This is a genomic window from Kineococcus rhizosphaerae (assembly GCF_003002055.1).
Taxonomy (GTDB): domain Bacteria; phylum Actinomycetota; class Actinomycetes; order Actinomycetales; family Kineococcaceae; genus Kineococcus; species Kineococcus rhizosphaerae.
Genome location: NZ_PVZF01000004.1, coordinates 280,297 through 293,159 on the forward strand (window position 1 = coordinate 280,297; position 12,863 = coordinate 293,159).

At 75.2% G+C, this 12,863-nt stretch carries 8 protein-coding genes and 1 tRNA gene; 2 read left to right on the forward strand and 7 right to left on the reverse strand.

The genetic code is table 11. The features are described from left to right. Window positions 1-128: 128 nt before the first annotated feature. The 3 genes from CLV37_RS10485 to CLV37_RS10495 all read right to left on the reverse strand — a co-directional run bounded on the left by CLV37_RS10485 (window position 129) and on the right by CLV37_RS10495 (window position 2,021). A tRNA-Thr gene (locus tag CLV37_RS10485) sits at window positions 129-205 on the reverse strand. 134 nt (window positions 206-339) lie between these two features. Continuing rightward, window positions 340-1,299, reverse strand: coding sequence for an NAD(P)/FAD-dependent oxidoreductase (locus tag CLV37_RS10490; RefSeq protein ID WP_106210188.1), 960 nt, complete (start codon window positions 1,297-1,299; stop codon window positions 340-342). Then, a complete protein-coding gene (locus CLV37_RS10495; protein ID WP_211298541.1) occupies window positions 1,296-2,021 on the reverse strand; it encodes a class I SAM-dependent methyltransferase in 726 nt (241 codons plus the stop codon). Before CLV37_RS10495 ends, CLV37_RS10490 begins: the two co-directional genes overlap by 4 nt. Window positions 2,022-2,069: 48 nt before the next feature. Between CLV37_RS10495 and CLV37_RS10500 the strand changes: the two genes are divergently transcribed. After that, window positions 2,070-2,630, forward strand: a complete 561-nt coding sequence (locus CLV37_RS10500) for a helix-turn-helix domain-containing protein (protein WP_106209952.1) — start codon at window positions 2,070-2,072, stop codon at window positions 2,628-2,630. A gap of 127 nt (window positions 2,631-2,757) precedes the next feature. After that, window positions 2,758-6,606, forward strand: a complete 3,849-nt coding sequence (locus CLV37_RS27520) for a fibronectin type III domain-containing protein (RefSeq protein ID WP_170127171.1) — start codon at window positions 2,758-2,760, stop codon at window positions 6,604-6,606. Between the two features lie 3 nt (window positions 6,607-6,609). Here CLV37_RS27520 and CLV37_RS10525 read toward each other — a convergent pair whose 3' ends face one another. The 4 genes from CLV37_RS10525 to CLV37_RS10540 all read right to left on the reverse strand — a co-directional run bounded on the left by CLV37_RS10525 (window position 6,610) and on the right by CLV37_RS10540 (window position 12,778). Next, on the reverse strand, window positions 6,610-8,151 hold the full coding sequence (locus tag CLV37_RS10525) for an alpha/beta hydrolase (protein ID WP_106210190.1): 1,542 nt from the start codon (window positions 8,149-8,151) through the stop codon (window positions 6,610-6,612). A gap of 23 nt (window positions 8,152-8,174) precedes the next feature. Then, window positions 8,175-9,341 carry a DNA polymerase III subunit delta' gene (locus tag CLV37_RS10530; protein ID WP_106209960.1) on the reverse strand — a complete coding sequence of 389 codons (1,167 nt, stop codon included), beginning with the start codon at window positions 9,339-9,341 and terminating at the stop codon, window positions 8,175-8,177. Window positions 9,342-9,506: 165 nt separating this feature from the next. Next, window positions 9,507-11,585 (reverse strand): dTMP kinase, encoded by a 2,079-nt coding sequence (gene tmk / locus CLV37_RS10535; protein WP_245885345.1) that lies wholly within the window; start codon window positions 11,583-11,585, stop codon window positions 9,507-9,509. After that, window positions 11,582-12,778, reverse strand: a complete 1,197-nt coding sequence (locus CLV37_RS10540) for an acyltransferase family protein (protein ID WP_245885354.1) — start codon at window positions 12,776-12,778, stop codon at window positions 11,582-11,584. Before CLV37_RS10540 ends, tmk begins: the two co-directional genes overlap by 4 nt. Between the last annotated feature and the right edge of the window lie 85 nt (window positions 12,779-12,863).

Here is a 12,863-nt window from a genome sequence, read left to right on the forward strand (position 1 = left end):
GCCGACCGGTGGGCGCTCGCCGTGACCCATCGGTGGTCGTCCCCGCGGTGGGGGCACGGAACCGGGCCGTGAACGACGGAACCGCAGGCCCTCGACCCCTTGCGGGGCCGCTGACCTGCGGTTCTGCGTGGAGCCGCCTCGGGGAATCGAACCCCGGACCTACGCTTTACGAGAGCGTCGCTCTGGCCGACTGAGCTAAGGCGGCACTTCTGGTGGTGCAGCACCCTCTCGGGTACGGACAGTGAGCCTACAGGACGTCGGGGGGTCCTCTCACCACGGCGGACGGCCGGCAGGTTTCGGCACGTTGACTCCTCGGTCCCGTTCAACGGGACCGGGGAGTCAACGTGCCGCCCGCGCCGTCTCCACCGCCGCGCGGGCGTCGGCCAGCACCAGGTCACCGTTGATCGCCGCCCCGGCGAGCACCCCGGCGCCGGTCGAGGCGGCGACCATCGCCCCCGGGTCGGCGACGTTCCCCGCCGCCCACACCCCGGGGACGTCCGTGGCGCCGCCGGTCGAGGTGGGCACGAACTCGCCCATCGCGTTCTGCGCGAGCTGCCCGCCGAGCTGGGCGAACACCTCGGCCCGGGCGCGGAAGAACGGGGTGACGACGAGGGCGTGGACCGCGACCTCCTCGGAGCCCACCTCGGAGCCCACCTCGACCCGCAGGTCGCCGTCGGCACCCCCGACGCGACGCACGGTCCCGGTGCGCACGGTGATCCCGAGGGCCCGGAACTGCTCGGCGGTCTCGGCGGGCACCGTCAGGTCCTGCACGAACAGCGTCACGCGGGGCGTCAGCTGCCGGAACAGCAGGGCCTGGTGCAGCGCGGACGGGCGGGACCCGAGGACCCCGACGTGCTGCCCGCGCACCTCCCAGCCGTGGCAGAAGGGGCAGTGCAGGACGCTGCGACCCCAGGACTCCCGCACGCCGGGGACGTCGGGGAGCTCGTCGAGGAGTCCCGTCGCCAGCAGCAGGCGCCGGGCGCGCACGACCGCGCCGCCGAGGAGCTCGACCACGAACCCGGCGTCGTCGCGGCGCGCGAGCACGGCCCGGTCGTCGAGGAACCGGACGCCGTACCCCTCGGCCTCGCGACGTCCCGCGGCGAGCAGGTCCCGCGGCGCGGTCCCCTCACGACCCAGCACGTTGTGGGCGTGGTCGGCCGGGGCGTTGCGGGGTTGACCCGCGTCGACGACGACCACGGACCGCAGAGAGCGGGCGAGGGCGACCGCCCCGGCCAGCCCCGCCGCCCCTCCCCCGAGGACGCCGACGTCGCACGCGACATCGCGAGGGACGGCGCTCACCGGGCGGTCCACACCGCACGGGTGGCCCGGGGGCGCAGGTCGAGCTCGCCGGCCAGCAGGGCGGCGAGCGCGTCGGGGTCGGCGCCGGGCATCTGGGCGTAGCGGGGCAGCCACAGCCGGGCGTACTCCTCGGCCTGCGCCGAGGCGTCGGCCTCGATCGTGAGGTCCTGCCGCTGCACGGCGAAACCGGCGGCCCGCAGGGCGGGCGTCCAGTCGGGGTGGTGGTTCCAGCCGGCGGCGAGGGCGGCCTCGCGTCCGCGGGTCTCGGCCGGGGCGTCGGTGAACGCCGGCAGGCCTTCGAGCTCGACGACGGCGAGGGTGCCGCCGGGGGCCAGGGCCGCGCGGATCCCGGTGAGCAACCGGGCGGGGTCGGCGACGTGGTGCAGCGACGACGCCGCCCAGACGAGGTCCACGTCCCCGACGTCGGGGAACCCGGCGTCGAGGTCGGCCTCGCGGGTCGCGAACCCCTGGTGGCGCAGGTGGTCGAGCATCCTCGGGTCGCGGTCGACGGCCAGGAGGTCGGCGTCGGGGAACCGCTCGCGCAGCAGCCGGCTGCCGGCACCCGTCCCGGCGCCCAGGTCGACGACCCGGCGCGGGGCGAGGGGGCCGAGCGCGTCGAGGACGGCGGACAGCTGCGGCGCGAAGACGAGGGCGTCGAGGTCGAGGACCCGCCGGTGGCCGCCGTGGCGGTGGTCGTGGTCGTGGTGCTGGTCGTGGCCCATGCGGTCCACGGTAGGTCCCTCGTGCGTCACGGGCATAGACTCTTGCGCGTGGAGCAAGATGTCGACACCCTCATCCGCCGACGGATCCGGGGCTTGCGGCTGGCCCGGGGCTGGTCCCTGGACAACCTCGCGGCCCGCTGCTTCCTCAGCCCGTCGACGCTGAGCAGGCTGGAGACCGGCGGCCGGCGCATCGCACTGGACCAGCTCGTCCCCATCGCCCGCGCCCTCGACACCACCCTCGACGACCTCGTGGCGACCGCCGAGGACGAGGACGTCCTCCTGCGCCCCGAACCCGGGCACCGTCCCGGCGTCACGACCTGGCTGCTCTCGCGCGAACGCGCCGTCGCCGGGCAGACGGTGGCGAAGATGCGCTTCGGCGGAGCCCTCTCGGACGAACCGGCGGTGCACCCCGGCCGCGAGTGGTTCACCGTGCTGTCCGGCCGCGCGCGTCTCGAACTCGGCGACCGCGTCGTCGACGTCGAACCGGGCCAGGCCGCGGAGTTCTCCACGATGGTCCCGCACCGCCTCAGCGCCGCGCCCGGGACGGGAGAGGTGGAGATCCTGTCGATCTTCGACCGCGACGGCGAACGCGCCCACCTGCACGGCTGACCCGTCCCGGACCCCGACGGCACGGCCTGCGGACCTCCAGGGGGAACTGCTCCGCCCGGGGGGTGTCGTCCCTGCAGACGGGTGACACGGCAGAAGGTTCTCGCCGGCACGGACCGACGAGGACTGCATGAGCCGTTCCGCGCACCGATCCGCCCTCGGGCTGCCGCGTCCCCTCGCGTGGGCCGCCGCCACGACCGCTGTGCTCGCCGCGGGGAGCTGCCTGGTGGGGCTGGCCTCGCCGGCCCACGCCGCCGGCCCGGCGACGCCGGTCGACTCCGCGACGTCGACGCTGGTGAACCCCGAGCTCGACGTCGACGGGAACGCCCCCGTCGCCGGCATCGGCGCTCCGCAGACCGTCGTCGCCCCGGGCGGCACGACGAGCCTGTCCGGGACGATCATGCGCTACGAGGAGTCCACCGACGGCGACGACTCCGGTGCCCACGAGAACCTCGCCACGCTGCTGTTCAGCCCCGAGCACGGCCTGGTGCGGCTCGAAGGCGCCCAGGCCGAAGCCCTGCCGACCGACGCGCAGGTCACGGTGCAGGTCAAGAGCGCCGACCGCACCGACGCCGTCGAGGTCGTCGGTGTCCAGCTCGCGCAGGGCGCGTCCGTGGCGGCCGCCTCAGGCGCCGCGTCGGTGCAGCACGTCACGATGGCGTTCATCGCCCCCAAGGGCGCCGCGCAGAGCAGCGAGTACGGGCCCGCCGACGCCGCAGCCCTCGTCGACAAGGTCAGCACCTACTGGTCCACCCAGACCGGGAACCGCGTCAGCGTCACCCTCGACAGGACCGTCGACTGGTCGACCAGCACCGCCACCTGCGCCGCGCCGCAGGACCTGTGGAACGCCGCGGTCGCCTCGACCGGCTTCACGGCCGGCCCCGACCAGCACCTCGTCGTCGTCCTGCCGCGCGGGATCAGCGGCTGCTCCTACGGACTGGGCACCATCGGCAACGGCGTCGGCTCCGGTGGCCTGGTCTACGTCAGCGACACCTCGCAGTCGGTCCTCGCCCACGAGCTCGGCCACAACTTCGGCCTCGGACACGCCAACGCCGTGTACCCGGCCATCGGGAAGTCGACGGACGTGCAGTACAGCAGCAGCACCAAGTGGACCGCGAACGGCAGCCAGTACCAGGAGTACGGCGACGTCATGGACGTCATGGGGTACTCCGACCCCACGGACACCATCGGCACGGGCAGCCTGTCCGGCGCGCACCGCGCGGCCATGGGCGACCTGTTCGCCGACGAGGTCACCACCGTCAGCAGCACGGGCGACGTCGTCCTGCGGCCGCTGGGCGCCACGAGCGGCGCCGAGGCCAAGGTCGCGAAGATCGTCAACGGCGGCGCGGAGTACTACCTCGAGTACCGCAAGGCCGTCGGGGCCGACGCCACGACCTTCACCGACCGCCGCAACCCGGCGGAGGGCGTGCGCATCACGCGCGTCGACCCCGCCTCCGGCGGGAAGGCGTCCGTCGTCGTGGACACCAGCCCCTCCGGCACGAAGAACGACTGGGACTGGGGCCTGAAGCAGGGCCAGACGTTCTCCACCGGCGACGGGCGACTGCACTTCACCGTGTCCTCGCTGGCCGGCGGCCTCGCCACGGTCGAGGTCACGTTCGGCAACCTGCCCGGAACCGGACCCGTCGTCACCGTCCCCGGCACGCCCAAGATCACCGGTCTGACCCGCTCGGGTGCGCAGGAGATCACCGTGAAGTTCGCGGCCTCCACCGACAAGGGCGGTGCGACGTCCCTCACCGGGTTCGAGGTCGTCCCGTACGTCGACGGCGTCGCCGACCCCGGTTCCGCGGTCACCACCGCCGGGACGGCGACGACGGCGACGTTCCCGAACCTCGTGCCGGGCAAGAAGTACAGCTTCGTCGTCCGGTCGCAGAACTCCGCCGGCTGGAGCTCGGCCTCCTCCCGGACCTCCGACGTCCTCGTCCCGCTGCCGCTGACGCGACCCGGCGCGCCCACGGGCGTGACGGTCGCCGCCACCGGGTCGGACGCGAAGGTGACCTTCACCGCCCCGACGGACACCGGCAACACGGTCCTCAAGGCCTACAGGATCGTGCCCGTCGTCGACGGCGAGCAGCGCGACGCCTCCGCCCGGACCGTGGCCGGGAACGTCACCACGGCCACCTTCACGGGGCTGGTCGGCAAGGTCACCTTCCGCGTCTCGGCCCAGAACTCGGTGGGCTGGTCCGACGCCTCCGCCGATTCCGGCGAGCACGACTTCGGCACCGGTGTCCCGGGCGCCCCGGGGGTTCCGACCGTCGTCACGGGCGGCACGTCCGCCTCCGCCGCGACGATCACCGTGAAGTGGGCGGCACCGACCCTGAAGGGCGCCGCCGCGCTCAGCGGCTACGTCGTCACCCCCTCGGTCGGCGGGGTCGCCCAGACGCCAGTGAGCGTCTCGGCCTCGACGACGTCGTGGACGCAGAAGGCTCCGCGACTCGGCGAGGACTACACGTTCACCGTCGCGGCGAAGAACTCGTACGGCGTCGGCGAGGTGGCCACCACCGCGTCCGCGGCCAACGTCGCCTTCCGGCCCGCGGCCGTCACCGCGGTCGCCGTCACGGGCGTGGACAAGGGCAACCTCAAGGGCACCACCGCCACCGTGACGTGGAAGGCCCCGGCCACCGACAACGGCCGGGCCGTCACCGGCTACACCGTCACCGCGTACGCGGCGGGCAAGGTCGTCGGCACCGTCGCGGCCGCCGCGGACGCGCTCGGCGCCGACGTCACGGGTCTCACGCTGGGCACGAGCTACACGTTCGGCGTCGTCGCGACCAACACCGAGGGCGACTCGCCCGTCGCCAGGAGCGCGGCCGTCAAGGCCGTCGACGTGCCCGCCGCCCCGACGGCCGTCACGGCCACCGTCGCCGGCTCGGCCGCCGCGGGCGCCACGGTGACGGTGACGTGGAAGGCGCCGACCGTCGTCAACGGGGCCCCGGTGTCCAAGTACGTCGTCACCCCGGTGGTGGACGGGGTGGCGCAGGCCCCGGTGGAGGCCAAGGGCACGTCCCTGGTGGTGAAGAACGTCGCGCTCGGGTCGCCGGTGACCTTCACCGTCGCCGCGGTCAACGTCGCGGGGACGGGTGCCGCCTCGAGCGCCAGCGAGGCGAGGACCCCGGCCTTCGCCCCGACGGCCGTCACCGCCGTGACCACCGCCTACACCGGCTCGGGCACCACCGCCGGGGTGAGCTGGACGGCTCCCAAGACGGGGGGGTCGGACCTGCTGCCGTACACCGTGACGGCCTACCTGGGCGGCAAGGTCGCCCGGACCACCACCGTGGCCGCCGACGCCACGTCGGCCGAGTTCACCGGGCTGACGGCCGGGTCCAGCTACGTCTTCGGCGTCAAGGCCGCGAACTCGATCGGCTCGGCCGCCGAGGTGAAGTCGAAGGCGCTCGCCGTCGTCGACGTCCCCGCGCAGGTCGCGACCGTGACCGTCGTCCGCGGCGGCACCGCGGCCCGGCCGACGGTCACCGTGAGCTGGAAGGCTCCCACCACCGGCGGGTCCGCCATCACGGGCTACGAGCTGACCCCGCTCGACGGGACGTCCGGGACCGCCACGACCGTGAAGTCGACGAGCTTCACCGTGCCGGGCGTGCAGCTCGGAGGCACCTACGGCTACCGGGTCACAGCCGTCAACGCCAAGGGGAAGGCGCCGGTGTCGGACGACAGCGCGACGGTCACCGTCGCCTACCTCCCGGGGGTGGTGCTCACCCCCGCGACCGCCCTCACCGCCACGAGCGCCACCGTGACCTGGACCGCGCCTGCGGACTCCGGCTCGGCCGTCACGGGGTACGTCGTGACGCCGTACGCGAACGGCCGGGCTCAGGCGACGCTGCAGGCCACCGGCACCACCGTCACGGTCGACGACCTGACCGCAGGTTCGTGGACCTTCGGGGTCCGTGCGGTCAACGGCGTCGGGACCGGCGCCGAGGTCACGACGAAAGCCGTGGTCGTGCGCTGACGCTCACGCGCCGCAGGTCGTCCCCTCGGCGGGTTCGGTGCCGCTGACCAGGTAGGTGTCCACGGCGTCGTCGATGCACGACGACCCCGTCGCGTACGCGGTGTGGCCGTCGCCGTCGTAGGTCAGCAACCGGCCCGAGGACAGTTCCGCCGCCAGGCTCTTGGCCCACGCGTACGGCGTCGCGGGGTCGCGCGTGGTGCCGACGACGACGATCGGGCCGGCCCCCTCGGCGTGGACCTGCCGCGCCTCGCCGACGGGGGCCACGGGCCAGTTCGTGCACGCCAGACCGCCCCAGGCCAGGAACGGCCCGAACGTCGGGGAGTCCTGCGCGAACCGCGCGACGGTGGCCGCGACCTGCGGCTCGGTCTCGGCGTCGTCGCGGTCGAGGCAGTTCACGGCGTAGATGACGGTCGTGGAGTTGTCCGCGTAGGTGCCGTTCGCCGACCGGTGGGCGTAGGCGTCGGCGAGCGCCAGCATCGCCGACCCGTCCCCGGCGAAGGCCTTCGTCAGCGCCGCCGACAGCTGCGGCCACAGCTGCGTCGCGTACAGGGGGTAGGCCACCGCGAGGTACCCCAGGCCCTGCACGAGCGGGCGGGCGGTCCCCGTGGGCAGCGGGTCCGCGTCGAGGCCGGCGAGGAACCGCCGGACCTGGGCGACCCCGTCGTCGACGGTGCCGGTGAGCGGGCAGTCCTTCCCGCCCAGGCAGTCCTGCACGTACGAACGCAGCGCGACCTCGAACCCGGCGGCCTGCCCGGCGTTGACCTGCTCGCTGGACAGGGCGGGGTCGATGGCCCCGTCGAGGACGAACCGCCCGACCCGCTGCGGGAACTGCTCGGCGTACCAGGCCCCCAGGTAGGTGCCGTAGCTCTTGCCGAGGTAGCTGAGCTTGTCGTCGCCGAGCGCGGCGCGCAGCACGTCCATGTCCTTGGCCGCGGACACGGTGTCGACGTGCGCGGCCAGGGCGCCCGAGGCGGCGCACCCCTTCCCGAGCTCGGTGGTCCGCGCGCTCAGGGCCTGCACCTCGGCCGGGTCGTCGGGGGTGGGGTCGGTCGCCAGGAACTCGTCGACCTGGGCGTCGGTCAGGCACTGCAGGGGGTCGGACTCCCCCACCCCCCGCGGGTCGAAACCGACGACGTCGAAGTGGTCGCGCACGTCCTGGGCCACGACGTCCTTCGCGGCCCGCGCGTACTCCACGCCCGAGGCGCCCGGCCCGCCGGGGTTCAGGACGAGGGACCCGAGGCGGTCGGACCCCGTCGCCGCGGTGCGCAGCCGCACGACGGCCAGCGAGGCCGTCGGCCCGGACGGGTCGGCGTAGTCGACGGGCACGGTCAGCTGGGTGCACTGGAAACCGCCCGAGCAGTCGGCCCACTGCAGCCGCTGGCCGTAGAAGGCCGCGAGCGCCGGGTCCGTCGCGTTCTCGCTCGCGACGGCCCGCGCGGTGCCGACGGGCGCCGGGTCCGGGCTCGCACCGCGCAGCGCAGAGCACCCGGTCAGCGCCAGGGTCAGCACGGCGAGGGAGCTGACGACGCGGAGGGGGGTACGCATGGTGAGGCTCACGGTACGTGACGTCACTGCCCGGACTGGGCGGGGCGCAGGCTCAGCGCGAGCGCCTCGATCGCCAGCAGCGGGGCGACGTTCTGCGCGAGCCGTTCGCGGGCGAGCTGCACGGCGTCGGCGCGCCGCAGCGTCTCCTCCGGGCTCGAGGCCTCGGCCATCGCCCGCACGTCGGCGGTCATGTCGGAGTTCACGAGCTCGACGGGCGCCCCGACCTGCACGACGAGGACGTCGCGCAGCAACCCGAGGAGGTCGACGAGGGAGCGGTCCAGGACGTCCGTCTGGTGCCGGCGGGCCCGGCGCTTCTGGTCCTCCTCCAGCTGGCGGACCTGGGCGCGGACGGCGGGCGGGACCGTCGTGGACCCCTCGGCCCCCAGCGCGCGCAGCAGGTCGGCCTTCTCCCGGGCGTCGCGCTCGGTCGTGGAGGACCCGGCCTCCTCGGCGGCGACCTCGACGAGCTCACCGGCGGCGACGACCGCGTCCCCGACGCCGCGCACGCGCCGGGGCAGCCGCAGCACCTCCCGGCGGCGGATGCGGGCCCCCTCGTCGTGGGCCAGCCGCCGGGCCAGGCCGACGTGCGACTGCGCGGCGCGGGCGGCGAAGGCGGCCATCGCGGGGTCGACGCCGTCGCGGCGCACGAGCAGCTCGGCGACGGCGTCGGCCGGGGGGACGCGCAGCGGGACGTGCCGCGAGCGCGAGCGGATGGTCGGCAGGACGTCGTCGACCGCGGGTGCGCACAGCAGCCAGACGGTCTGGGCCGGCGGCTCCTCGATGGTCTTCAGCAGCACGTTCCCCGAGGTGGGGTTGAGGCGGTCGGCGTCCTCGACGACGACGACGCGCCAGCGGGCCACGGACGGACGGCGCTGGGCGGTGGCGATGAGCGGCTCGACGTCCTCGCGGCGGATCTGCATGTGCTCGGTGCTGAAGACGGTGACGTCGGCGTGCGAGCCGGCGAGCGCCGTCCGGCAGCCGCTGCACCGGCCGCAGCCGATCTCGGCCGGGTCCTCGCAGGCCAGGGCCGCGGCGAAGGCGCGGGCGGCGGTGGAGCGGCCCGAGCCGGGCGGCCCGGTGAGCAGCCACGCGTGGGTCATGCCCGTCGTGCCGTCGCGGGCGGCGCGCGCGGCGCGGGTCAGCACCGCGACGGCGGGACCCTGCCCGACGACGTCGTCCCAGACGCTCACGCTGCCTCCTGCTCGCTCGGTCGGCCCGCCCGGGTCGGCGGCTGCGCACCGACCCGCACACGACTGCGTCGCAGCGTCCCGGCGCCCCAGCCCCCGACGCGGCCCTCCTCGCTCACGCTGCCTCCTGCTCGCTCGGTCGGCCCGCCCGGGTCGTCCACGTCACGCTCACCGGGTCGTGGCCTCCGTCTTGACGGGCGCGGGGAGCAGGGGCGCGAGGTGCTCGCGCAGCTTGGCCTGCACCACCTCGGCGGTGGTCGTGGCGTCCAGGACGAGGTAGCGCTGCGGCGCGCGGGCGGCCAGCAGGAGGAACTGCTCGCGGACGCGGGCGTGGAAGGCCTGCGACTCCGCCTCCACCCGGTCGTCGGCCGCGCGGCCGGACCGGCGCCGGGCCGCGGTGACGGGGTCGACGTCGAGGACGACCGTCAGGTCCGGCAGCAGCCCCTCGGTGGCCCACCGGGACAACCGCTCGACCTCACCGGCCGGCAGGTCGCGGCCGGCGCCCTGGTAGGCCAGGGAGGAGTCGACGTACCGGTCGGTGAGGACGACGGCGCCCCGCTGCAGGCCGGGGCGGACGACCTCGGCGACGTGCTGGGCCCGGTCGGCGGCGAACAGCAGGGCCTCGGCGCGCGGGCTGAGCGCCGCGCCGTCGCGGTGCTCCAGCAGCACGGCCCGCAGCTGACGGCCGGTGGTGGTGCCGCCGGGCTCGCGGGTCACGACGGCCTCGTGGCCCAGGCCCTCCAGCCAGGCCGCCAGCAGGGTGGCCTGGGTGGTCTTGCCGGACCCGTCCCCGCCCTCCAGGGCCACGAAGAACCCGCCGGTCCCGCGCACGGCGGGTTCCTCGGCGACCTCGCCCCGGCGCCTCCAGGCCTGGGCCAGGTCGGCGCGCAGGCTCGTCCCGCGCCGGTCGTCCATCTGCCGGAAGGCCACGACGCCGGCGACGGTGGTGACGACCCCGGCCAGGACCATCGCCAGCGCCGACCCGGCGTAGGTCACCGACCAGTGGGCGCTGGGCGCGAAGGTGCGCTCACCCAGGGCGTTCGCCACCCAGGGGGCGACGAGCATGACGAGGATGATGACGACGCGGGTGCTGGACCCGACGAACGAGAACGTCCGGCCGCGGACGTCGTCGTCGACCTCCAGACCGAGCAGCGTGTACGCCGAGACGTACGCGAGCCCGGTGAACAGCCCGAGGGCCACCACGCACAGGGCCGACACGACGATCTGGTCCACGAGCGCGACGAGCACGAGGGACACCCCGGCCAGCGACAGCGCGAGCCCGAAGGTGCGGCGGCGGCTGAAGCCGGCCAGCCAGCGCGGCCCCTGCCAGACCCCGAGGGCGACGCCGGCGAACACGGCCATCACGACGACGCCGTAGCCGGGGTCCCCCGCCCCCAGGCTGGTGACGAAGGCGCGCCCGAGCCCGAGGACGACCCCGCCCGCGGCGAAGGCCGTGAGCATGCCGAGGACGAGCCCGCGCAGCAGCGGGGAGGTCCCGACGAACCGCCAGCCCTCGACGATGTCGCGGCCCAGGGTGGGCGCGAGCCCGCCCTCGCGCGGGCGCACCTCGCGCGGGGGGATGTCCAGGCGCCAGATGACGGCCGCGGCGACCAGGAACGTCAGGGCGTTGACGTACATCGCCAGGGAGGACTGCCCGCCGGCGAGGAAGGGCAGGACGTTGTCGAGGATCCCGGTCAGCAGGGTCAGGAGGATGAAGGCGAGCCCGGCGACGGGCGCCGACCCGTAGGTGGCGACCAGGCTGATCTGGTTGGCGACCTCCAGCCGGTTGCGCGGCACGAGGTTCGGGACGGTCGCGTCCTTGGCCGGCCCCCAGAAGAGGGTGACGAGCTCGATGAGCAGCGTCGCCGCGAACAGCCAGGTGAGGTTCCCGACCAGGGGGATGGAGGCGAACAGCGCGAACCGCAGCACGTCCCCGACGACCATCGTCAGCCGCCGGTCGAGCCGGTCGGCCAGGGCGCCGGCGAGCGGCCCCAGCAGGGCCGCGGGCGCCAGCTGCAGGATGAAGACGGTCGAGACGGCGACGCTCGTCTGCGTCGCGTCCCCGACCGTCAGGCTCGCCGCCGTCCCCAGCTTGGCGAGCATCCCGAGCCAGTCGCCGAAGCTGGAGAGCATGAGCGAGAGCCACATGCGCCGGAAGTCGGGGTAGTCGCGCAGCAGCGCCCTGACGTCGTGGTCGGGTGCAGCCGACCCCGGCGAGGTGGCGGAGGCGGCTGCGGGGCGGGTCACGACGTCAGGGTAGAGGCCTCGTCGGACAGCGCCGCACGCTCGGGGGCGGCCTGGGGGCGGGGTGCCGGGACGACCGGGCGGGGCGCCGCGCGCCGTTCCGCCCACCGCGTCACGGACAGCAACGGGCGCTCCACCACGGCGTGCGCCAGCAGGCCCGCGACCTGGCACGCGAGGAAGACGGCGACCACGACGACGACCTGCAGCGCCGTCCCGGCCGCGCCGCCGGGTCGCGGCAGGACCCGGCCCAGCACGATCGCGGCGACGGTGACGAGCGGCACGTGCACGAGGTACAGGGAGTAGGAGGCGTCCCCGAGGCGGCCCAGCAGCGCGGGGACCCGCAGCCGCCCCTCCTGCTCCAGGACGGCCAGGCCGCTGACGGCGAGGGCGGCCCCCGTCCCCAGCGCGAGCGCCGAGGTCAGGCCCGTGGCGGTCAGGGGCCCGCGCAGCGCCAGGTCGACCCAGCTCACGACGAGCACGGCGAGCCCGCCGCCCAGCAGCACCGCTCCGCGCCCGCCCGCCCGGCCGCTGACGAGGAACCACCCCGCCAGGACGCCGAGCCCGAACTCGAGGTTGATCGGGTTCGCGGCGACCTGCAGCCACGGGGAAGCGCCGGCCGGGACGAGGAACCCGCCGACGAGGACGGCCGCCAGCCAGCCGGCGAGCACGGCCCGGGCCGCCCACCGCCCGGCGCGCCCGGCCAGAAGGGACAGCGCGAAGACGAGGTAGAAGCCCATCTCGTGGACCAGGGTCCAGCCCACGAGCAGCAGCGCCTCACCCCGCTGCGGCAGCAGCGCGAAGCTCGCGAGCAGGCTGGTGGGTTCGCCGTTGCCGTGCACGAGGCCGGGGGCGGCCAGGACGACGGCCAGCAGGACGAGGGAGACGGCCCAGTACAGCGGGTAGACGCGGCTGGCGCGGCGCCACGCGAAGCGGGCCACCGAGGGCCGCGGGGCGCCGGCGAAGAGCGCACCGCCGGCGGTGACGGCCATGACGAAGCCGCTGAGGACGAAGAAGAGGTCGACCCCGGACTGCGCCGGCCACCAGACGGGCTGCAGGAGGGAGGTGCCGAACACCTTGTGCTCGAAGGCCGTCGGGCCGCCGAGGTGGACGAGGACGATCAGCGAGGCGGCGACGGCGCGCACGGCCTGCAGGCTCGTCAACCGGCCGACGGGGCGCGGCTGCGGGCGGCGGGTCATCTGGGTCACGAGGAGCGACCCTGGCCGGACCCACCCGACGGCCGGGGCCGATCGCGGTCACGTCACCCGGAAGCCCAGCGAGGTT